At 68.8% G+C, this 21,778-nt stretch carries 15 protein-coding genes and 1 pseudogene; 7 read left to right on the plus strand and 9 right to left on the minus strand.

The window, feature by feature from the left end:
* The first annotated feature begins 47 nt into the window (after positions 1-47).
* A complete protein-coding gene (dnaE, locus tag HIV01_RS07555; RefSeq protein WP_207527134.1) occupies positions 48-3,566 on the plus strand; it encodes a DNA polymerase III subunit alpha in 3,519 nt (1,172 codons plus the stop codon).
* 24 nt (positions 3,567-3,590) lie between these two features.
* On the opposite strand, the gene HIV01_RS07560 is transcribed toward dnaE, so the two are convergent.
* Positions 3,591-6,062, minus strand: coding sequence for a glycoside hydrolase family 31 protein (locus HIV01_RS07560; RefSeq protein ID WP_200606048.1), 2,472 nt, complete (start codon positions 6,060-6,062; stop codon positions 3,591-3,593).
* Between the two features lie 249 nt (positions 6,063-6,311).
* Between HIV01_RS07560 and HIV01_RS07565 the strand changes: the two genes are divergently transcribed.
* A complete protein-coding gene (locus HIV01_RS07565) occupies positions 6,312-7,271 on the plus strand; it encodes an acetyl-CoA carboxylase carboxyltransferase subunit alpha (RefSeq protein WP_200606050.1) in 960 nt (319 codons plus the stop codon).
* Positions 7,272-7,391: 120 nt separating this feature from the next.
* Positions 7,392-7,685, plus strand: coding sequence for a hypothetical protein (locus HIV01_RS07570; protein WP_200606053.1), 294 nt, complete (start codon positions 7,392-7,394; stop codon positions 7,683-7,685).
* 10 nt (positions 7,686-7,695) lie between these two features.
* Here the strand turns inward: HIV01_RS07570 and HIV01_RS07575 are convergent, their stop codons facing one another.
* Positions 7,696-8,781, minus strand: a complete 1,086-nt coding sequence (locus tag HIV01_RS07575) for an NADH:flavin oxidoreductase/NADH oxidase (RefSeq protein ID WP_200606056.1) — start codon at positions 8,779-8,781, stop codon at positions 7,696-7,698.
* 116 nt (positions 8,782-8,897) lie between these two features.
* Here HIV01_RS07575 and tilS point away from each other — a divergent pair.
* The 3 genes and pseudogenes from tilS (at position 8,898) to HIV01_RS07590 (ending at position 11,444) form a co-directional block, all read left to right on the plus strand.
* Positions 8,898-10,170 (plus strand): annotated as a pseudogene (gene tilS, locus HIV01_RS07580) (tRNA lysidine(34) synthetase TilS).
* 90 nt (positions 10,171-10,260) lie between these two features.
* Positions 10,261-10,560: an exodeoxyribonuclease VII small subunit gene (locus HIV01_RS07585; RefSeq protein ID WP_200606073.1), complete on the plus strand. Its 300-nt coding sequence runs from the start codon at positions 10,261-10,263 to the stop codon at positions 10,558-10,560.
* Positions 10,561-10,568: 8 nt separating this feature from the next.
* Positions 10,569-11,444, plus strand: coding sequence for a polyprenyl synthetase family protein (locus HIV01_RS07590; RefSeq protein WP_200606076.1), 876 nt, complete (start codon positions 10,569-10,571; stop codon positions 11,442-11,444).
* A gap of 53 nt (positions 11,445-11,497) precedes the next feature.
* Here the strand turns inward: HIV01_RS07590 and HIV01_RS07595 are convergent, their stop codons facing one another.
* Positions 11,498-11,941 carry a DUF4870 domain-containing protein gene (locus HIV01_RS07595; RefSeq protein ID WP_280633591.1) on the minus strand — a complete coding sequence of 148 codons (444 nt, stop codon included), beginning with the start codon at positions 11,939-11,941 and terminating at the stop codon, positions 11,498-11,500.
* 75 nt (positions 11,942-12,016) lie between these two features.
* A complete protein-coding gene (pmbA, locus tag HIV01_RS07600) occupies positions 12,017-13,393 on the minus strand; it encodes a metalloprotease PmbA (RefSeq protein ID WP_245156940.1) in 1,377 nt (458 codons plus the stop codon).
* Positions 13,394-13,468: 75 nt separating this feature from the next.
* On the opposite strand from pmbA, the gene yjgA reads away from it, so the two are divergent.
* Positions 13,469-14,029 carry a ribosome biogenesis factor YjgA gene (gene yjgA, locus HIV01_RS07605; protein WP_200606082.1) on the plus strand — a complete coding sequence of 187 codons (561 nt, stop codon included), beginning with the start codon at positions 13,469-13,471 and terminating at the stop codon, positions 14,027-14,029.
* A gap of 8 nt (positions 14,030-14,037) precedes the next feature.
* Here yjgA and tldD read toward each other — a convergent pair whose 3' ends face one another.
* The 5 genes from tldD to HIV01_RS07625 form a co-directional block, all read right to left on the minus strand.
* Positions 14,038-15,480: a metalloprotease TldD gene (gene tldD / locus HIV01_RS07610; RefSeq protein WP_200606098.1), complete on the minus strand. Its 1,443-nt coding sequence runs from the start codon at positions 15,478-15,480 to the stop codon at positions 14,038-14,040.
* A 140-nt stretch (positions 15,481-15,620) separates the two neighbouring features.
* Positions 15,621-18,509, minus strand: a complete 2,889-nt coding sequence (locus tag HIV01_RS07615; RefSeq protein ID WP_245156941.1) for a YhdP family protein — start codon at positions 18,507-18,509, stop codon at positions 15,621-15,623.
* Between the two features lie 513 nt (positions 18,510-19,022).
* A complete protein-coding gene (locus HIV01_RS18150; RefSeq protein WP_245156942.1) occupies positions 19,023-19,499 on the minus strand; it encodes a YhdP family protein in 477 nt (158 codons plus the stop codon).
* 114 nt (positions 19,500-19,613) lie between these two features.
* Complete coding sequence (gene rng / locus HIV01_RS07620; protein ID WP_200606103.1) at positions 19,614-21,107, minus strand: ribonuclease G; 1,494 nt, start codon at positions 21,105-21,107, stop codon at positions 19,614-19,616.
* On the minus strand, positions 21,104-21,688 hold the full coding sequence (locus HIV01_RS07625) for a Maf family protein (protein ID WP_200606105.1): 585 nt from the start codon (positions 21,686-21,688) through the stop codon (positions 21,104-21,106). The genes rng and HIV01_RS07625 overlap by 4 nt, the downstream gene beginning before the upstream one ends.
* Between the last annotated feature and the right edge of the window lie 90 nt (positions 21,689-21,778).

Genomic DNA, 21,778 nt, shown 5'->3' on the forward strand with positions numbered 1-21,778 from the left:
GCCGCGCCGGTCGTGGTTCGACCGAGCCGCCCGACGTCCAGGACAGCATGACAGCACCCCGTTTCGTTCATCTCCACCTGCACAGCGAGTACTCCCTCGCCGACTCGACGATCCGCATCGGCGAGATGGTCAAACGCTGCGTGGCGCTGTCGCAGCCGGCGGTCGCGCTGACCGACCTCGACAACCTGTTCGCCACGGTCAAGTTCTACAAGGCGGCCGAAGGCGCCGGCATCAAGCCGATCATCGGTGCCGACGTCGGCCTGGCCGACGGCAACGAAACCGCTTCGCACATGACCCTGCTGTGCCGGGACCGCAACGGCTACCTGACGCTGTCGCGCCTGCTCAGCCGCGCCTGGATGGAAGGGCACCGCACCGACGGCGTCGCCCTGCGCCCGGAATGGCTGCGCGAGGACAACGCCGGCCTGTTCGCCCTGGTCGGCCGCAATAGCCTGGCCGGACGCATGGCCGTGGGCGGCCGCCACGAACTGGCCGAGGCCTGGCTGGCCGACTGGCGCGGCTCGTTCGGCGAGCGCCTGCACCTGGAGTTGACCCGCACCGGTCGCGACGGCGAGGACGCGTTCAATTCGTTCGCCCTGCATGCCGCCTCGACGCGCGGCATCCCGGTCATCGCCAGCAACGACGTGCGCTTCCTCGACCGCGACGGCTTCGAGGCGCACGAGGCACGCGTGTGCATCGCCTCCGGTCGCGTCCTCGACGATCCCAAGCGGCCCAAGGACTACACCGAAGAGCAGTACCTGAAGTCGTCGCAGGAAATGGCGGCGCTGTTCGCCGACATCCCCGACGCGATCGACAATGCCGTCTCGCTGGCCACGCGCTGCAACGTCGAGATGAAGCTCGGCGAGTACGCGCTGCCGGCGTTCCCGGTGCCGAGCGAGCACACCATCGAATCGTGGCTGCGCAACAGCGCGCGCGAGGGCCTGGACAAGCGCCTGGAGAAGGCACCTCTCGCGCCGGGCAAGACGCGCGAAGAGTACGACGCGCGCCTGGAGATCGAGCTCGACGTCATCATCAAGATGGGGTTCCCCGGCTACTTCCTGATCGTGGCCGACTTCATCAACTGGGCCAAGGACCACGACATCCCGGTCGGCCCGGGTCGTGGTTCCGGTGCCGGTTCGCTGGTGGCTTGGGCGCTGGGCATCACCGATCTCGATCCCCTGCCCTACGACCTGCTGTTCGAGCGATTCCTCAATCCCGAACGCGTGTCGATGCCCGACTTCGACATCGACTTCTGCATGGACCGTCGCGACGAGGTCATCGACTACGTCGCGCGCAAGTACGGCCGCGACCGCGTCAGCCAGATCATCACCTACGGCACCATGGCGGCCAAGGCCGTGGTGCGCGACAGCGGTCGCGTGCTCGGCCATCCGTACGGCTTCGTCGACGGCATCGCCAAGCTCATTCCGAACACGCTAGGCATCTCGCTGGACGATGCACTGGGCGAATCGGAAGCGGCCAAGTCCGACAACAACCTCGCCTCGCCCGAGCTGATCCAGCGCTACCACGCCGAAGAGGACGTGCGCGACCTGCTCGACCTGGCGCGCAGCCTCGAGGACCTCACCCGCAACGCCGGCAAGCACGCCGGCGGCGTGGTGATCGCGCCGAGTCCGCTGAGCGACTTCTGCCCGCTGTTCGCCGAACACGACGGCGAGGGTCGCGGCAAGAGCCCGGTCACGCAGTTCGACAAGGACGACGTCGAAGCCGTCGGCCTGGTCAAGTTCGACTTCCTCGGCCTGCGCACGCTGACGATCATCGACTGGGCGGTGAAGGCGATCAACAAGCGCCGCGCCACCGCGGGCGAGCCTGCCCTCGACATCGCCACGCTGCCGCTCGACGACAAGCTCAGTTACGAGCTGTTCGCGCGCGGCGACACGGTCGCGGTGTTCCAGTTCGAATCACGCGGCATGCGCGAGCTGCTCAAGCGCGCGCGCCCCGACACCTTCGAGGACATCATCGCGCTGGCCGCGTTGTTCCGTCCCGGCCCGCTGGGCTCGGGAATGGACCGCGAATGGGTCGACCGCAAGCACGGCAACACCGAAGTCTCCTACCCGCACGAATCGCTGGAACCGGTGCTGTCGCCGACTTACGGCGTCATCGTGTACCAGGAACAGGTGATGCAGATCGCCCAGGTGCTGGCCGGCTACACGCTCGGCGGCGCCGACATGCTGCGTCGCGCGATGGGCAAGAAGAAGCCCGAGGAGATGGCCAAGGAGCGCGCCAAGTTCGAGGCCGGCTGCGCCGAGCGTGGCATTGCCGCGCGCCAGGCCAGCCCGATCTTCGACTTGATGGAGAAGTTCGCCGAGTACGGCTTCAACAAGTCGCACTCGGCCGCCTATGCGCTGGTCGCCTACCAGACCGCCTGGCTGAAGGTGCACTACCCGTCGGAGTTCATGGCCGCGGTGCTGTCCTCGGACATGGACAACACCGACAAGGTCACCTCCTTCCTCGACGAATGCCGGGTGATGGGACTGACGGTGCTGCGCCCGGACGTCGACGAGTCGGCGTACATGTTCGAGGCCAAGGACGCGACCACGATCCGCTACGGCATCGGCGCGGTGAAAGGCGTCGGCCGCGGCGCCTGCGAAGCGATCGTGGAAGCGCGCCGCGCCGGCCCGTTCGCGGACCTGCTCGATTTCGCCAAGCGCGTCGACAGCGGCAAGCTCAACCGCCGCGCACTGGAGGCACTGACCCAGGCCGGCGCGCTCGACAAGCTCGGCAAGAACCGCGCGAGCCTGATGCTGCAGCTGCCGGAAGTGCTCAAGGCCACCGACCAGCTGGCGCGCGAGCGCGAGGCCGGACAGGTCTCGCTGTTCGGCGGATTCGACACGACGACGCCGGCGCTGCACATCGACTTGCCTGAGACCGACGAGTGGCCGCTGACGCAGATCCTCAACGGCGAACGCGACACGCTCGGCCACTACCTCAGCGGCCACCCGTTCGATCCGTACCGCGATGAAGTCCGCGGCCTGATCGGCAACGACCTGGCCGGGCTGGAGAAGATCTGGGAGAACCGCCCTGAACCTGCGCGCGGCAGTTGGCGCCAGGAAGTGGAGACGGTCGTCGCCGGCCAGGTCGTCGGCCTGCGCAAGAAGGGCGACAGCCAGATGTTCGTGCAGATCGAGGACGGCCGCGGCCGCATCGAATGCGCCTTCTTCAACGAGACCTACAGCGAGTTCGCGCAGTTGCTGGTGCGTGACCGGTTGCTGGTGATCCAGGGCAACCTGCGCGAGGACACCTTCAGCGGCGGTTTCGCGCTGCGCGCGGTGCGCTGCTGGGATTACGAGCAGGTGTGCACGCGCAATGCGCAGCGGCTGTCGCTGCGGCTGGACCTGCGCGAACCGGGCACGTGGCAGCGCGTCGATACGGTGCTGGCGGGCAACCGCCCGGGTTCGACGCCGATCCGCCTGGACCTGCTGGTGCGCAAGGGCAGCGCGGGCATGCTCGACCTCAACGGCACGCAGTCGGTGCGGATCGATGCGGAACTGGCGTCGAAGCTGCGATCGACGCCGGGCGTAAGGGCGGTGAAGGTTACGTTGGCGAAACCCTAGGGCAACTGACCAGCACCGTTCGCCCTAGTACTTCAGCTCAACCTTCCAGTCACGGCGGGCCTGCGGCACGCGGATGACGACCGACTGCTGCTGCGCATCGAAGCTCCAGTCGCCCACCGCCTTCCCGTCAACGCGCAACGACGAAGGCTTCCGCGCCACGCCATACACCGTCACTTCGACATCGCCCCACCACGGCGCGAAGCCGTCGTGCACGACGTGCGACGTCACCGTCGCCCCGCGTCTGGCCACCTCGCACGCATACGCGACACGCAGCAGCGACCCGTCCTTGTAGGCCTGGCTCTCACCATCGTCCTGATACAGCGACCCGCCGCACTCGCCCTCGGCCCTGGGCAGGTACACCTGCAGCTGCAACGGCCCTGCCGGCTTCTCGCCCGTGTGCTGCACCACCGCCTGCATCGGCACGATCGCGCCGGCGCGCGCGAACAACGGCGTCGTCGCCGGGCGCGGATCGAGCTTGATCGGATCCTTCTGCGCGACATGGCGCTGCGAGGTGCCGAACGCATACCACTCGCCCGGCGGCAGCACGATCTGGTGCGCATCCAGGCGTTCGTCGCTGACGGGCGCCACGAACAGATCCGGCCCGAACAGAAAATCGCGGTCGTTGCCGTAAAACGCCTGCGCCTGCGGGTACTGCAGGAACACCGGCCGCATGATCGGCAGGCCAGTGCGCGCGTTCTCTTCGGCCACGGTGTAGAGGTACGGCATCAACCGGTAGCGCAACTCGATCGCCTGGCGACGCAGCGCCTCATGCTGCGGCCCGTCGACCCAGGCTTCGTGCGGACGAGTGTCGGTTGCGGCGTGGTTGCGAAACACCGGATTGAACGCGCCGAGCTGGAACCAGCGCGTCAGCAGGTCCGGCGGCGGCGAACCGATGAAGCCGCCGACGTCGTCACCGGCCAGCGCCATGCCCGACAGCCCCAGGCTCAGCAGGTTCGGCGTGCTCTGTGCGAGGTGGTGCCACGTGGCGCTGTTGTCGCCGGTCCAGGTGGCGGCGTAGCGCTGGGTGCCGGCGTAGGCGGCACGCGTGAGCACGAACGGACGCTGCTCCGGCTGCAGCTTCACCAGGCCCTCGTAGGTCGCGCGCGCATTGAGCATGCCGTAGACGTTGTGTATGGCGCGGTGGTCGCGCTGGCTGCCGTCGTCCATGCGATGCACTGCGTCGGGCGACATGGTGTTGCCGGGCACGTTGAACACCGACGGCTCGTTCATGTCGTTCCAGTAGCCGGCCGCGCCCATTGCGCTGAACTCGCGGTACAACCCGCCCCACCAGTCGCGCACGCGCGTCAAAGTGAAGTCAGGGAAAACGGCATCGCCCGGCCACACCGGTCCGATGTACAGCGAGCCATCCGGGTTGCGGATGAAGGCATCGGCCGCCATGCCCGAGTCGAACGGCGCGTACCCCGTGCCCGGCGCGTGCTTGATGTGCAGGTCGGTGATCAGCACCGTGCGCAGTCCCTGCGCGCGCAGGTCGGCGATCATCTGCTCGAAGTGCGGGAACTGCTTGCGATCGACGGTGAACGGCGCGTAGCCCTGCTGGAAGTCGATATCGAGGTAGATCGCGTCGCTGGGGATGCGGTGCTCGCGAAGCTGCGCGGCAATCTCGCGAACCTTGCTCTCCGGGTTGTAGCTGTAGCGCGACTGCTGGAAACCGAGCGCCCACATCGGCGGCAGCGGCGTGCGTCCGGTCAGCGCGGTGTAGCGCTCCAGCACGCGCGACGGTTGCGGGCCGGCGATGAAGTAGTAGTCCAGTGCGCCGCCTTCAGCGCCGAACGAGAAGTAGTCCTCCGACTCCTTGCCGAAGTCGAAGCTGCTGCGCGAGGTGTTGTCGAAGAACAGCCCATACGCGGTTCCCGCGCGCAGGCCGATGAAGAACGGGATCGACTTGTACAGCGGGTCGCTATGGCCCTGCCATCCGTAGGCGTCGGAGTTCCATAGGGTGAAGGCGCGACCACGACGATCGATCGGACCGGCCTTGTCGCCCAGGCCGTAGAAGTGCGCATCGGCCGGCATCTCCTTCCAGCTGCGCACGCGCGGTCCGTGCGGGCTGCCGGACCAGGCCATCGGCATCTGCGCGGAGTCGGCCAGCAGGACCTGTCCGCTGCGATCGGCAAATTCCACGCGAAGCGGTTGCTTGCGGATCACGGCGACGACGTCGCCAGAAGCGATCCTCACCGCATCGGCCGCATCGGCGACGTCGACCCTGGCCGGCGCCGCGCCCGGCACGACTGCCCACGACGGCGTCTCGTCGAAGCGACCGTCGGGCGCCAGCGTGACGCGATACACGCCCTCGCCGATTACCGTCACGCGTACCCGCGCCGGGCCGGAGACGACCTCGGCACCCTTGGCCTGGACCTCGACCCGGTCGACCGCGCCGACATGCCGCCAGCCCTGGGCCACCGCCGGCGTGATGCCGGAAAGCACGCACGCCATCGCCGCCACCGCGGCACATCCCCATCCGTTGGCACGTCCCTTCATCACGGCTCCCAAGACTCGCCCCTCCCGCTACAGCGCGGCATGAGCGATTCAAGCACGCGCCCGCGCCGCCCCGACGCCGGCAGGCGATGAATACGACTTCATTGCCTCGACTTCATGGCCGTTTGGCGCCGATCGGCGGTGATCGATGGGATTGGGCGGTCTTGGCCGGCCGATCGGCGCAGGCCACACGTCTCGGTACGGTCGCCCTCCCTCGGCTAGACTGTCGGCTTTCCGGCCAACGGCCCCCGCATGAACCCGAATTACCTCGATTTCGAGCAGCCCATCGCCGACCTGGAAGCCAAGATCCAGGAACTGCGCCACGCCAGCAATGCGCCGGCCGTGGACGTGGATGCCGAAGTACATGCGCTGCAGGACAAGCTGCGCATCCGCACCGCCCAGATCTTCCGCGACCTGACCCCGTGGCAGGTGTCGCAGCTGGCCCGCCATCCGGCGCGCCCGTACACCAACGACTACATCCGCATCATCTGCGACGAGTTCCAGGAACTCGCCGGTGACCGCGCCTATGCCGACGACGCCGCCATCGTCGGTGGCCTGGGCCGCATCAATGGCCGCAGCGTGGTGATCATCGGCCACCAGAAGGGCCGCGACACCAAGAGCAAGATCAAGCGCAACTTCGGCATGCCGCGTCCGGAGGGCTACCGCAAGGCGCTGCGCCTGATGAAGCTGGCCGAACGCTTCCGCCTGCCGATCCTGACCTTCATCGACACCCCGGGCGCCTACCCCGGCGTCGGCGCCGAAGAGCGCGGGCAGTCGGAGGCCATCGCCCGCAACCTGCTGGAGATGAGCGAGCTGAAGGTGCCGGTGATCTGCACCGTGATCGGCGAAGGCGGCTCCGGCGGCGCGCTGGCGATCGGCGTCGGCGACCGCACGCTGATGCTCGAATACAGCACCTACTCGGTGATCTCGCCGGAAGGCTGCGCCTCGATCCTGTGGAAGTCGGCCGACAAGGCCAAGGACGCCGCCGAGCAGCTCGGCCTGACCGCCAAGCGCCTGCTCGGCCTGGGACTGGTCGACAAGCTGGTGCGCGAGCCGATCGGCGGCGCCCACCGCAATCCGCGCCAGATGGCCACGCGCCTGAAGGCGGTGCTGCTCAACGAGCTCGATGCGCTCGAGGCACTGCCGGTCGAGGATCTGCTCGACCGTCGCTACCGTCGCCTGCGCAGCTACGGCGCATACGAAGCAGCCTGACGAAGCCGCCTGAGGTCTGTCGTCGTCCCCTCGCCGGGACGACGTCTTCACACCGGCACCGCCCAGCCGCCGGTATTACTCGCGCCCGGGCCCGGCCTGCCGCCGGGCGGGAGCGTTGCCATGGTCATCACCCGCGTCCGCGTGATGTCGGTTGCCAAGATCTTCGCCATCATCTCGGCCGTGTTCGGCCTGATCGCCGGCGTGCTGATGTTCCTGTCGTTCTCGGTCGGCGGCATGGCGGAAGCGGCGCAGGCCGATCCCGGCCTGGCCTGGGTCGCCGGCTTGGGCGCCCTGGCGATCGTGGTCCTGCCGATCTTCTACGGCGTGATCGGCTTCATTGCCGGCGCACTGTACGCGTGGATCTACAACGTCGCGGCTCGCTTCGTCGGCGGTATCGAGATCGAGACGCGCTGAAGGCCTGCAATTACCACGCGCGCAGGTATTGCTCCGGCGCGTGCAGATCGGCTTCGAGTTCGCGTGCTGCCCTGCGCGGGAAATAGGGATCGCGCAGCAGTTCGCGCGCCAGCAGCACCACATCGGCATCGCCGTGTTCGATCACCGACTCGGCGTGGCCGGGCTCGGTGATCAGGCCCACTGCGCCGGTGGCGATGCCGGCTTCGCGGCGAATACGCGCGGAGAACGGCACCTGGTAGCCAGGCTGCAACGGAATTTGCGCGCCGTGCACCAGGCCGCCACTGGACACGTCGATCAGATCGACGCCACGCGTCGACACCAGCCGCGCCAGTTCGATGCTCTGTTCGATGTCCCAGCCGCCGTCGGTCCAGTCGGTGGCGGAGATGCGCAGCCATATCGGCAGACGCTCCGGCCACACCTTGCGCACCGCATCGATCACTTCCAGCACCAGACGCGTGCGGTTTTCGAAGCTGCCGCCGTAGGCGTCGTCGCGCTTGTTCGACAACGGCGAGAGGAACTGGTGGAGCAGATAGCCGTGCGCGGCGTGCAGCTCGATCAGGCGGAAACCGGCGGCAAGCGCGCGCCATGCGGCCGCGGCAAAGTCATCGACGAGATTCCTCAGCTGCGCCTCGTCGAGCGCACGCGGCATCGCCGAGGTCTCGCTGAAGGGCAGCGCCGACGGCGCGACCGGCGTCCAGCCGCCATCGGCCTGCGACACGGAAATGCCACCCAGCCACGGCGGCGCCACGCTGGCCTTGCGTCCGGCGTGGGCCAGCTGGATCCCGGGCACCGCCCCCTGGCAGGTCATGAAACGGGCGATGCGCGTCCAGGCCTCGGCCTGGCGGTCGTTCCAGATGCCGGTGTCGGCCGGCGAAATGCGGCCTTCGGCCGATACCGCGCTGGCCTCGGCGATGATCGCCCCGGCGCCGCCGACCGCGCGGCTGCCCAGGTGCACCAGGTGCCAGTCGTTGGGGACGCCGTCGACCGCCGAGTACTGGCACATCGGCGCCACTACCAGGCGGTTGCGCAGGGTCTGCGAGCGTTGCTCGAAGGGGTCGAATAAGCGGGCCAAGGCCGTCTCTCCATGAAGGTGCATTGCAGGTACGGGTAAATGGTGCGTCCGCGGCGACGCCAACACAGCACCAACGATGGGTTGCTGCATTCCAATGCCGTGGCACCATCGGCGCATGCCGCCAGCCCCCCTTCCCCGCCCTGCGCGCCGCCCTCCACGACCGCCCCGCCGGGCCCGTGTGCGTGGCCTACAGCGGTGGCCTGGATTCCAGCGTGCTGCTGCACCTGCTGGCGGCCACGGCCGGCCCGTCACCGTTGCGGGCGCTGCACGTGCACCACGGCCTGCACCCGCAGGCCGATGTGTGGGCAGAACACTGCACACGGACCTGCGCAACGCTGGACGTGCCGCTGACGGTGGTGCGTGTCAACGTCGTCCGCGCCGGCGATGGCCCGGAGGCGGCCGCCCGCGCTGCGCGGCACGGCGCCTTCGCCGAAGCACTCGCCGACGGTGAAGTGCTCGCGCTGGCGCACCACCGCGACGACCAAGGCCGAGACCTGGCTGCTGCGCGCACTGCGCGGCTCCGGCAGCGACGGCCTGGCGGCCATGCGGCGCTGGCGCGAGTTCGGCCACGGCCGGCTGTGGCGGCCGCTGCTCGAGCACGGACGCGCCGACCTGCTCGCCTACGCACAAGCCAATGCGCTGGCCTGGATCGACGATCCCAGCAATAGCGAGACCACGTTCGACCGCAATTTCCTGCGCCAGCGGGTGATGCCGCTGCTGCGCGAGCGCTGGCCGCACGCCGATGCGGCACTGGCGCAGTCGGCAGGCCTGTCGGCGCAGGCCGGTGAACTGCTCGATGTCGGTGATGCGCAGGCACTGGCCGAGGCCGCGACCGCCGATCCGCACTGCCTGTCGCGCCAGCGCCTGCTGGCGATGCCGGCGACGCGACGCGCACGCGTGCTGCGCCGCTGGATCGCCACACTTGGCCTGCCGGCGCTTCCTGCCAATGGCGTTGCCCGCATCGAGTCCGACGTGCTTGTCGCCGCCGACGACGCGCAGGCGGTGTTCGCCTGGCAGGGTGCGGCTGTGCGCAGCTGGCGCGACCTGCTGCATGCCGATGTCATCCGGCCGTGCATGCCGCAGGACTGGCGCAGCGAATGGAATGGGCAGGCACCGCTGCGGCTGCCGCAGGGCGGGCAGCTCAGGCTGGAAGGCGCGCCCTCTCTCGATGCGCAAGTCATCGTTCACGCCCGCCACGGTGGCGAACGCTTCGTCCTGCCCGGCCGCAGCCACTCGCACAGCGTCAAGCACCTGCTGCAGGAGCTTGGAGTTCCGCCGTGGCAGCGCGAGCGCCTGCCGCTGCTGAGCGATGCCAGCGGTCAGTTGCTCGCCATCGCCGACCTCGCCTGTTCGGCGTCGTTCGATGCCTGGCTGCGCCAGCGCGGGGCGCGACTGGTGTGGGAAGAGACCTGACGCCACCCGGGGCCGGCGGAACCGCGCCGCATGGCACGTTGTCGGCCTGCGGCAATTGACCCCCGCCGGGCCGGGTCGCAAACTTCGCCCATGTCGCGAAAAACTGCCAACGAAGCCGCATCGTCCGCCTCGCCCGTGAGCGATTTCGAGCAGTCGCTCGATGCGCTCGAACAACTCGTCGAAAAGATGGAACACGGCGAGATGAGCCTGGAAGACTCCCTCGCCGCGTACGAACGTGGCGTGGGCCTCTACCGCCGCTGCCAGAGCGCGCTCGAGCAGGCCGAACTGCGCGTGCGCCTGCTCAGCGATCCGCAGAACCCGGCCGCCGCCGAGCCGTTCGCCGCCCTGTCGCCGCAGGCGCCCACGCTGTCTGACACCAGCGATGACTGAAGCCAGCGATGACTGACCTGACCGGCTGGCGCGAGCGCGCCGACGCCGCGCTCACGCGAGCCCTGCCCGACCCTTCACTGCCACCGCAGCGGCTGCATGCCGCCATGCGCCATGCCGTACTGCTCGGCGGCAAGCGCATGCGCCCGCTGCTGGTGTACGCCAGCGGTGCCGCGCTCGGCGCCAATGCCGATGCGCTGGACGCACCGGCCGTGGCAGTCGAACTGATCCACGCCTATTCGCTCGTGCATGACGACCTGCCGGCGATGGACGACGACGCCCTGCGTCGCGGCCAGCCGACCGTGCACGTCGCCTTCGACGAGGCCACCGCGATCCTCGCCGGCGATGCGCTGCAATCGCAGGCCTTCGAAGTGCTGGCCAACGCTCCCGTGCCCGCGGAGATCCGGGTTGAACTGCTGCGCACGCTGGCGACGGCGTCCGGTGCCGCCGGCATGTGCGGCGGACAGGCGCTTGACCTTGCAGCGACCGGCAACGGCGCGACCCTGTCGGTCAACGATCTCGAACGCCTGCACGCACTGAAGACCGGCGCGCTGATCCGCGCCGCGGTACGCATGGGTGCGCTGTGCGGTGGCGCATCGGTCGCCGAACTCGACGGCCTCGACCGCTACGCCGATGCACTCGGCCTGGCGTTCCAGGTGCGCGACGACATCCTCGACATCGAGGGCGACAGCGCCACCCTCGGCAAGACCGCAGGCAAGGACGTGGCGCAGGAGAAGGCGACGTTCCCGGCCCTGATCGGCCTGGATGCATCGCGTGCGCGATTGCAGGAACTGAGTGCGGTGATGACGGCCGAACTGGCTTCGTTCGGCGCGCGTGCCGACGCGCTGGCCGCATTGGGCCGACTGGCGATCGAACGCGATCGTTGACGGAGTGAGGAACTGCTTCGCAGCAGTTCCTCACCGGGCTCAGGACGACAGGGTCACTTCACCAGTCGCAGCGTGAACGGATAGCGGTAAGCAACGCCTTCGTTCGACTTCACCGCGGCAATGATGGTGAACACCAGCCAGGCCACGCCGATGACGACCCACGCCGGGATCGCGATCAGGAAGCCGATGCCCAACGTGATGAACACCAGCACCCACAGCGCGAAGAACACGATGGCCACGGTGATGTTGTAGTTCAGCGCTTCCTTGGCCTGGTCTTCTACGAAGGGCATGGTGTCCTTCTTCAGCAGCCAGATGATCAGCGGGCCGAGGAACGTGCCCCAGCCGCCGATTCCTGAAGTGAGCACCGCACCGGCGATCGCCGACAGGTGCGCGAACATCGCCCACTGGCGCTGCTCCGCCGAGATGCCACTGACGTTGCCTTCCGGCGGCGGCGGCGGGGGGGCATAGGGGCCCGGGTTGTTCGGGTTCTCGCTCATTGCGGCCTGCTCCCTTGACTGTTGAGGGTCACTTTCCACTCGCGACCCGGCCCGGTCAAGCGCGCGGCGGCCGCCTCACTCGACCGTCTCGCCTGCAACCGTCATCCGCCCGACCAGGATCGAGCCGGTGCGCAGGTGCGAACGCGGGTCGACGTCGCTGCCGACCGCCTCGATCGCGGCGAACATCGACTTCAGGTTGCCCGCCACGGTGATGCCGTCGACGGGGTACTGGATCTGCCCGTTCTCGACCCAGAAGCCGGCCGCGCCGCGCGAGTAGTCGCCGGTGACGGTGTTGACGCCCTGCCCCATCAGCTCGGTCACCAGCAGGCCGCGCCCCATCCCGGCCAGCATCGCCTCGAAGTCGCCGGCATTGGCCTCGACCTGGAGGTTGTGCACGCCGCCGGCATTGGCGGTGGTCTGCAGGCCGAGCTTGCGCGCCGAGTAACTGCCCAGGATGTAACGCTGCAGCACGCCGCCCTTCACCAGCGGCGCCTCACGCGTGGCCACGCCTTCGGCGTCGAACGAGCTGGAGCGGAACCCACGTTGCAGGAACGGCAGCTCGTCGATCGCGAACCAGTCCGGGAACAACTGCGTGCCGGCCGAATCGACCAGGAAGCTGGCGCGACGGTACAGCGCGCCGCCGGAGACCGCGCCAAGCAGGTGCCCGACCAGCGAACGCGCCATCTCGGCGGCGAACAGCACCGGGTACTCGCCCGTCGCGATCTGCCGCGGCTGCAGGCGCGAAGCGGCACGCTGCGCGGCCTTGCGGCCGATCGTCGCGGCCGACTCGAGGTCATCGGCGGACAGGCCGATGCTGTACCAGCCATCGCGCTGCATCGCGTCACCGCGACCGGCGATCAATGCGCAGCCCAGGCTGTGCTGGGTGCTGCGTTCGCGACCGATGAAACCGTGCGAATTGGCGTAGACGCTGATGCTCTCGCCGGTGCCGACAGAAGCGCCATCGGAGTTCTCGATGCGCGCATCCGACTCGCGACCGGCCTGCTCGCAGGCCAGTGCCAGGTCGATCGCGCGGTCGGCGTCGATCACCCAGGGGTGCCAGGAATCGAACTCGCGCAGGTCGCGCGCCATCAGCCCGGCCTCGGCCAGGCCGGCGGCGGCATCGTGCTCGGTGTGCAGGGCGATCGCGCAGGCCTGTTCGACGGTGGCGCCCAGGCTCTCCTCGCGCAGGTCGGCGGTGCTGGCGCTGCCCTTGCGCTGGCCGAAATAGACAGTGACGGCGATGCCGCGGTCGCGAGTCGATTCGACCGTCTCGACCTCGCCCATGCGGACGTTCACGTTGAGCCCGGATTCCTCCGAGCACGAGACCTCGGCCTGGGTGGCGCCGGCGGCGCGGCAGCGCTCCAGGAGGCGCTGCGACACCTCCGCCAGGGACTCCAGGCGGGCATGGCTGTCACCGAGGGAGGCGGCGTATTGGGGAGTCAGTTCGTTCAATGGCTTATCCTTGTTGCCTGCCGTTCCCCGGGCTTGGGCCCGGGAACCGATCATCGAAATTCAGGAAGAAGTGTCATGCGTGGTAGAGACGACGAAACCGGCGAGTTCCTCAGCCCCAGCCGCAGCCAGAACCGGCGCGAGGCGCTGGAGGTGCTGGCCCTGGGCGAGAAGCTGGTGGCCCTGACCGAGGCGCAGCTGGCCAAGCTGCCGGTGCCCGACTCGCTGCTGCCGCACATCCGCGAGTGCAAGCGCATCACCGCCAACATCGCCCACAAGCGCCAGCTGGCGTTCCTCGCCAAGCAGATGCGACGCGAAGACGACGACGTCCTCAACGCGCTGCGCGATGCGCTCGACGAGGACGGCGAGGCGGCGCGGCGCGAAGTCGCGGCCATGCACCGTGTCGAAGCCTGGCGCGAGCGCCTGATCGCCGACGGCGACCCGGCCCTCGCGCAGCTGCTCGACGAGTACCCGACGGCCGACCGCCAGCGCCTGCGCCAGCTGGTGCGCAACACCATCGACGAGCGCAACCGCAACAAGCCGCCGCATTCGTTCCGCGAGCTGTACCGCGAGCTGCGCGGGCTGATTGTAGGTAGTGGTGGCGACGCGGGCGACGACGAGTCCGACGACGTCGAGTAGTCGCGTCATCACGCCTGCGTGCCACCCACCGTCAGCTGGTCGATCAGCAGCGACGGCTGGCCGACGCCGACCGGCACGCTCTGGCCGTCCTTGCCGCACACGCCCACGCCTTCATCGAGGGCGAGGTCGTGGCCGATCATCTTCACCCGCTGCATGGTCTCCGGGCCGTTGCCGATCAGCGTCGCGCCCTTCACCGGCGCGGTGATCCTGCCGTCCTCGATCAGGTACGCCTCGGTCGCCGAGAACACGTACTTGCCGCTGGTGATGTCGACCTGGCCGCCGCCGAAGTTGACCGCGTACAGGCCCTTCTTGACCGAGCGGATCATCTCTTCCGGATCGTGCTGTCCGGCCAGCATGTAGGTGTTGGTCATGCGCGGCATCGGCAGGTGCGCGAATGATTCGCGGCGGCCGTTGCCGGTCGGTGCCATGCCCATCAGGCGCGCATTGAGCGTGTCCTGCATGTAGCCGACCAGGACACCGTCCTCGATCAGCGTGGTGCAGTTGGTCGGCGTGCCTTCGTCATCGACGTTGAGCGAACCGCGCCGGCCGGGCAGCGTGCCATCGTCGACGATGGTGACGCCCGGCGATGCGACGCGCTGGCCCATGCGGCCGGCGTAGGTCGAGGTGCCCTTGCGGTTGAAGTCGCCTTCCAGACCGTGGCCGACGGCTTCGTGCAGCAGCACGCCCGGCCAGCCACTGCCCAGCACCACCGGCATGATGCCGGCAGGTGCATCGATCGCTTCAAGGTTCACCAGCGCCTGGCGCAGCGCTTCGCGCGCGAGGTTCTCGGGCTTGTCGCCATCGAGCAGCTCGGCGTAGCTGTAGCGGCCGCCGCCACCGGCGTAGCCGCTTTCGCGACGGCCGTTGTGCTCGACGATCACCTGCACGTTGAGGCGCACCAGCGGGCGCACGTCGGCGGCGAGCACGCCGTCGCTGCGCGCCACCAGGATCGTGTCGACGCCGCCGGACAGGCTCACCATCACCTGCTGCACGCGCGGGTCGGCGGCACGCAGCATGCGGTCGATGCGACGCAGCGCTTCGACCTTGGCTTCGTTGGCGTAGCCGTCGATCGGATCTTCGGGCACGTAGAGTTCGCGGCCACCGCCGCGCACCAGTGCGTGCGGTGACTGCGTCGAGCCATCGCGCGCGATTGCGCGCGCCGACTTCGACGCGGCCAGCAGTGCCTGCGTGTTGATCTCGTCGGAATAGGCGAAACCGGTCTTCTCGCCACTGATCGCGCGCACGCCCACGCCCTGCTCGATCGAATGCGCACCGTCCTTGACGATGCCGTCCTCGACCGTCCAGCTCTCGCGACGGGCGTGCTGGAAATACAGGTCGCCAAAGTCCACGCCCGGTCCGAGCAGGGTCCCGAACGTGCGTTCAAGGCCGCCGGCGTCGAGCCCGGCGGGCAGCAGCAGGCGGGATTCGGCGATCTGGATGGGCAGGGTCATCGGGTCGGGAGCTCTGGGACTTGGGGCGACTTGGGGCTATCGGGGAGGTTATACGCTGGACTAGATGCGGGCGAAGTGGCCGGCTTCCAAGGCGTGAGTCCGCGGGAGGCCCACGAGAGGGACTCGAGTCCCTCACCGGTTCAACGCGCGGGCGGCACCGTGGTCTGGGCCCTGCCCTGCTCGCTGCCGACCACCTCGACCTTGGGCTCCTTCCAGGGCCCGGTGACGCGGTAGGTGCGCGAGGCCATCTGGCCCAGCGGCTTCTGCAGCACCGCGTTGGCGGCGGCACCGATCGCCGCGCCGACGGGACCTGCGGCGATCGCGCCAGCCACGGTCAGCAGGTTGCCCGCCTTGGGCCGCACTTCGATGGTCTGGTCGAAGCTCTGCGCACGCAGGTTGGCGCTGCCGCTGATGCTGATCTGCGCGGCCGGGCCGTCGATCGAGATGGCGTCGCTGTGGGCTGTGCCCGCGGTGAAGCGCACCTTGCCGCCGGCGCGGTTGAAGGCGAAGCCCTTGGAGAAGAAATCGCGGAAGTCGAGCATCAGGCGGCGCGGCAATTGCGCCAGGCTGAGCAGGCCCAGCACGCGGCCGGCACCGGGTTCGACTTCAAGCAGGCGGCCGTCACGGATGTCGGCATCCAGCGAGCCTTCCAGCGTCGCCAGGTTGAAATCACCCGGAGCGCCGTTCCACCCAGCGGCAAAATGCATCGTGCCGATGCCGCCGGCGAGCTGCTGGCTCATGCCGAAGCCGCCGAGCAGTGCGCCCAGATCCTTGCTGTCGATCTTCACGTCCATCTGCGTGCGCGCAGCGGCGCCGCGTCCGTTCCAGTCACCGCTGACGTCGAGGTTCTGGCCGGGGCTGCGCATGCGCAGTTGTTCGAAGCGCATGCCGGTGCTGGTCGGGCGCGTGCGCAGGTTGGCTTCACCCAGTCGCGCATCGGCCACGCGCAAGTCGGCGATGTCGATGGTCAGCGCCGGAATCTTCGCCGGATTGAAGCCGTCGTTGCTGGCTGCGGCCGGTGCGGCAGATGCGGCCGTGGGCGGCGCAGCAGAGGCGGCTGTCGGAGTCGCTCCACCTGCCGGTTTCGGTGCACGCCAGTACACGCGCTCGAAGCGTCCCGCGATCGGCGCGCCTTCGCCCGCCGGAATCAGCACGGCACCCTGCAGCGCCGCGCCTTCGACCTGCACCGCGGTGGCGCCCTGTGCCGCCGGCACCACCACCAGATGCGTATCGGCGAACGCACCGCCTACGAGGTTGAGCCGTTGCGCGGTCACGTCGATGCGCTGCAGCGCAAGTCCGCCGCCACTGCCGCCATACATCATGGCCACCCAGTCGATGGCATCGAGCACCGGCGCGCGGCCCGTGGCCACCAGGCCTTGTGCGGGAGGCGCCTCATCGACGCGCGTGCTGCCCAATGCGATGCGTACGCCGGTCTGCGACTTTCCGGGCGCGACTTCGCGGCTGCGCGCGCGCACGGCGATCAGGTCGCCAAGGCTGACGCGGATGTCGTCGCTGCCCATCGGCAGCGGCGCATCGATCGTCGCTGCAAGCGCATCGTCGGCCGGCTTGCGCAGCGGTGCCGGTAGGTTGAGCGCCGTGCCGACGAGATCGGACTTCAGCTGCAGCGACGTCGGCGCGGCGCGCCCCTTCGCCGCCTTGGTGATGTCGATGCCCACCGTCCAGCGCGAACGACCGTCGACGTAAGGCTTCAGCCAGGCCATTTCCGGCGCGCGGTCGAGCAGGCTGGCGATGGTCATGTCGGCATCGAGGCCGGCTTCGAACATGTGCGATTTGTCGGTGACGTACTGGTCGCCCGCGAGCAGGGTCAGGCGTCCGGGCTGGCCATCGTGGCGCACGCGCAGATCCTTGGCGCCGAAACCACCGTTCGCGTATTCGGCGCGGCCGTTGACCTCATCGAAGGCCAGCTTCCAGCGCGGATCGGCGAGCTTGGCATCCTTGAGTTCGACCGTACCGCCAATCACCGTTCTGGCATCGGGCACCAGCGGCATCTTCATGTCGAAGCCGACCTGAGCCGCGCCGCTTGCGACAACGTTGTTCAAGGTATCGGCATGGTCCTGTTGCAGCGGACTGTTGCGCAGCAGTTCCACCAGTTGGGTGGCGTCGGCGCCACCCTGGGCGTTGATCGTCAGCGCGCCGCCGCCGTAATGGTCGATGCCAGCGCGCACCTGGTCGATGTCGACACCGGCCAGTTTGCCGCGGCCCTCGACAGTGAAACCGTCGGCAATGAAGGCGAGATCGGCATTGAGGCCTTCCACTGCCGGCCAGCCGGGCTGGAACTTGACCACCGCATCTTCCAGCTGCGCCACCGCTTCGAAACGACCGTTGCGGTCGCGGAACGGCCAATCGTCCAAGTCGCCGGACACGACCGCATGGCCGTTGCGGAGCTGGCCGCCGACCAGCGCGGAGTCGAGCCAGCCGATCAGGCGCGGCGACATCTTGTGGCGGATCCAGAAACCCTTGGCCGCCGGCACCTGGGTCGGGTCGATGTCGGCGGCGATGTCGATCCAGGGACGCGAACCATCGCCCTGCCACCACAAACCACCACGCGCCTCAACACCGAAGTTCTCGCCCTTGATCGCAAGCGCCGGCGTGCCGATTCGCCAGCCGGCGCCCTCGCGCCAGCCGCTGACCAGGCCCTGCAGCGAAGCGGTGTGGGCAACGCCAAATCCGCGCGGCCAGTCGAACACCATCGGCGACTTCGGGTCGAGCACGAAACTGAAGCCATCGGCATCGCCGTCGAACTCACCGGCCAGTCCGCTCAGGCCCGGCGCATTGCCAGCGGCCTTGAATCCGAACGCGGCGATGCGCGCATGCGTGCGCATCGGCCCGCCACGCACGCCCGCCACTTCGATCCGCTGCAGCGAAACCTGCGGCGTGGTGGTGTACAGCCACTGGCGAAGCCCCGGTTCGAGGCGGTCGCTGAGTGCGGCCGCGGCGAGCAGCGGGCCGGCGTCGATGCGATCGGCCACCATCGCATAACGGGCACCACCGGCTACGGCCCAGGCCATCGAGCTTCTGCGCATGGCCGGCACTGTCGATGCGCAGCTTCGGCGCGTCGGCGCGCCAGCCGCCATCGACCACGCGCCAGCGCGCGCGGGTTTCGATACGCGGAAACAGCACGCGCGGCACCGAACCGTTGGCCAGTGCCGCGCCACGCAGCCCGACACGATCGAGCGCTGCGTCAACGATGACCTCGGTGATGCGGTGGCCACGCAGCTGCGCCCACGCTTCGGCGCGTCCCTGCCCCGATTCGCTGCCGACGCCTGCCAGTTGCAGCAGCGGGCCCCAGGCAGCCAGGTCGGCGCGACGCGTGCCCAGATAGGCGCGGCCATCGCCCTGCTTGCGGTCAAAATCGAACACCGCGTCCAGCGGCGACATCGGCGCGCCCGCCACACCCACGCTCGGCCAGGCGCGCACGCCTGCACGCACGCGCGGGCCGTCGACGCGCAGGCGCAGATCGATGCGCGGAATGCGCGCGTCGATGCCCAGCTGCGGCGCCATGATCGTCAGCTTGCCGCCGATCACCTGCAGCTCGCCCAGGCCTTCCAGCGCCGACAGCGGATCGCGGGCAGGCTGTTCCTGGCCCGGCAGACCGCGTACTTTCCAGCGCGCGTCGTCGCTTCGCTCCACAGGGTCAGGTCGAGGTCGCGCAGGCGCAGTTCCGAGAACGCGTGTCCCGGAAGCAGGCCGGCGTAGACCGACACCAGCATCTCGGTATCGCCGACGGTGAAGGCCTGGTCGCCCGCGCCGACGCGCAGGTTGTCCAGTCGCAGCAATGGCCCGCGTCGGGTCCAGTCGGTTTCGACCTTGTCGAACGACACCGGCCGGCCGGCACGCTCGGAGAGCCATGCCGCCACGCGCTTGGGGTTGCTCTCGGCCAGCGGCAGCAACTGGCTGGCGATCGCCAGCACCAGTGCGATCAGCACCAGCACCAGCGCGGTGGTGTAGACCAGGCCGCGACGGGCGATGCGCAGACGGCGGCGCATGGGCGTCGGCATCAATGCGCTCCGTGCGCGAATCGCGTGCAACGGTGCGAACCCGGTGCATGCCGGCACACCGTGAGTTCCTGTCCGCCAGCTTTGCCTGTGGTCGCGCTCCGGCCCAGGCGCCTGTCAGAGCAGAACAACATCAAACTGCTCCTGCGCATACTGGTCGTCGGCCTGGAAGCGGATCGACTTGGCGAGGAACTCCTCCAGTTCGGCCACCGCCGCCGACTCCTCGTCGGTGATGCGCGCGACCACCTTCGGCGAGGCGATCACCAGCAGCCTTTGCGCGTCGAACTGGCGCACCTGGCGGACGATGTCGCGGAAGATCTCGTACGTCACCGTCTCCGGCGTCTTCAGCGTGCCGCGCCCGCCGCATTCGTGGCAGGGCTCGGACAGCTGGCGCTCCAGGCTTTCGGTGGTGCGCTTGCGCGTCATCTCGACCAGGCCCAGCGGCGAGAACTCGTACACCGTGGTCTTGGCGTGGTCGCGCGCCAGCGACTTCTCGAGCTGCCGCAGCACCTGCCGCTTGTGCTCGGAGTCGGTCATGTCGATGAAGTCGATGATGATGATGCCGCCGAGGTTGCGCAGGCGCAGCTGGCGCGCCACCGACTGCGCGGCCTCGAGATTGGTGCGGTACACCGTCTCCTCGAGGTTGCGCTGGCCGAGGAAGGAACCGGTGTTGATGTCGACCGTGGTCATCGCCTCGGTCTGGTCGATCACCAGGTAACCGCCGGACTTGAGCGGCACTTCCTTGTCGAGGGCGCGCTGGATCTCGTCCTCGACGCCGTAGAGGTCGAAGATCGGCCGTGCGCCGGTGTAGTGCTCGATCTTCTCGTCCAGGCCGGGCATGTACTGCGCCGCGAACACGCGCAGGCGTTCGCAGGTTTCGCGCGAGTCGACGCGGACCTTCTCGACGTCCTTGCGCATCAGGTCGCGGACCGCGCGCAGCGGCAGGTTCAGGTCCTCGTACACGCGCTCGCCAACGCGGGCGCTGCGCGAGCGTTCCTCGATCAGGCCCCAGACCCGGCCCAGGTACGCCACGTCCTCGGCCAGCTGTTCTTCCGGCTGGCCTTCGGCGTTGGTGCGCACGATATAGCCGTGGCTGTCGCTCGACGGCGCGAGCGAGGTGATGTGCGCCTTCAGGCGCGCTCGCTCGGCCTCGTCCTCGATGCGCGCCGACACGCCGACCACCCGCGTGCGCGGCAGCAGCACCAGGTAGCGCGAGGGAATGCTGAGCTGGGTGGTCAGGCGCGCGCCCTTGCTGCCGATCGGGTCCTTGACCACCTGCACGATGATGTCCTGGCCTTCGCGCAGCAGTTCGGCAATCGGCCGCGTCGGTGCCGGCGGCAGCGGCGCTTCCTCGCCTTCGCTGGCACCTTCGGCCACCGGCACCGGCTTGATGATGTCGGCCGCGTGCAGGAATGCGGCGCGTTCCAGGCCGATCTCGACGAACGCCGCCTGCATGCCCGGCATGACCCGCTGGACCTTGCCCTTGTAGATGTTGCCGACTACGCCGCGGCGCCAGCCGCGTTCGATGTGCAGTTCCTGGAGCATGCCGTTTTCGACGACGGCAACGCGGGTTTCGCGGGGCGTAACGTTGACCAGTATTTCTTCGGTCACTTCAACACTCCGAACTGGCGCAGCAAGGTGGCGGTCTCGTACAACGGCAATCCCATCACGCCGGAGTAGCTGCCGGAAAGTCGGGTGGTGAATGCCTCGGCCAGTCCCTGGATCGCATACGCGCCTGCGCGCCCGTGCGGCTCGCCGCTGGCCACGTAGTCGTCGATCTGCGACTGGCTTAGCTCGGCGAAGGTGACTTCGGAAACCGAGACGGCCTGCGCCTCGCGCGACGGCGAAACCAGCGACACTGCCGAGATCACCTGGTGGGTACGTCCGGAGAGTCTGCGCAGCATCGCCGCGGCATCGGCATCGTCGGCCGGCTTGCCGAACACTTCATCGTCGAGCACGACCTCGGTGTCGGAACCGAGCACGACCGCGGCGGGGTTGCCGACCACCTTGAGCAGACCGGCCCCGGCCTTCTCGCGGGCGACCCGGCGCACGTAGGATTCGGCCGGCTCGCCGGGCAGCGGGTGCTCGGGGATGTCGAGGTCGAGCACGCCGAACTCCAGGCCGGGCTGGCTCGACAGGAGCCGGCCCAGCAATTCGTGCCGGCGCGGGGATTTGGAGGCGAGGTAAAGCATCGGCGAAAGCATAACCCGCGCTGACTGCGCGGCAGCGCGCGCGACGCTCTCCAACCCCGACGAGGCTCACGAATCGTTCACTGCACCATC

Origin of the sequence: Lysobacter arenosi (assembly GCF_016613475.2) — a bacterium.
Classification (GTDB): domain Bacteria; phylum Pseudomonadota; class Gammaproteobacteria; order Xanthomonadales; family Xanthomonadaceae; genus Lysobacter_J; species Lysobacter_J arenosi.

Excerpts from the sequence above, each read along its gene's own strand:
- dnaE (WP_207527134.1), top strand. The coding sequence starts at position 48 with ATGACAGCACCCCGTTTCGTTCATCTCCACCTGCACAGCGAGTACTCC.
- HIV01_RS07560 (WP_200606048.1), bottom strand. The coding sequence starts at position 6,062 with ATGAAGGGACGTGCCAACGGATGGGGATGTGCCGCGGTGGCGGCGATG.
- HIV01_RS07565 (WP_200606050.1), top strand. The coding sequence starts at position 6,312 with ATGAACCCGAATTACCTCGATTTCGAGCAGCCCATCGCCGACCTGGAA.
- HIV01_RS07570 (WP_200606053.1), top strand. The coding sequence starts at position 7,392 with ATGGTCATCACCCGCGTCCGCGTGATGTCGGTTGCCAAGATCTTCGCC.
- HIV01_RS07575 (WP_200606056.1), bottom strand. The coding sequence starts at position 8,781 with ATGCACCTTCATGGAGAGACGGCCTTGGCCCGCTTATTCGACCCCTTC.
- HIV01_RS07585 (WP_200606073.1), top strand. The coding sequence starts at position 10,261 with ATGTCGCGAAAAACTGCCAACGAAGCCGCATCGTCCGCCTCGCCCGTG.
- HIV01_RS07590 (WP_200606076.1), top strand. The coding sequence starts at position 10,569 with ATGACTGACCTGACCGGCTGGCGCGAGCGCGCCGACGCCGCGCTCACG.
- HIV01_RS07595 (WP_280633591.1), bottom strand. The coding sequence starts at position 11,941 with ATGAGCGAGAACCCGAACAACCCGGGCCCCTATGCCCCCCCGCCGCCG.
- yjgA (WP_200606082.1), top strand. The coding sequence starts at position 13,469 with ATGCGTGGTAGAGACGACGAAACCGGCGAGTTCCTCAGCCCCAGCCGC.
- tldD (WP_200606098.1), bottom strand. The coding sequence starts at position 15,480 with ATGACCCTGCCCATCCAGATCGCCGAATCCCGCCTGCTGCTGCCCGCC.
- HIV01_RS07615 (WP_245156941.1), bottom strand. The coding sequence starts at position 18,509 with ATGGCCTGGGCCGTAGCCGGTGGTGCCCGTTATGCGATGGTGGCCGAT.
- HIV01_RS18150 (WP_245156942.1), bottom strand. The coding sequence starts at position 19,499 with ATGCCGACGCCCATGCGCCGCCGTCTGCGCATCGCCCGTCGCGGCCTG.
- HIV01_RS07625 (WP_200606105.1), bottom strand. The coding sequence starts at position 21,688 with ATGCTTTACCTCGCCTCCAAATCCCCGCGCCGGCACGAATTGCTGGGC.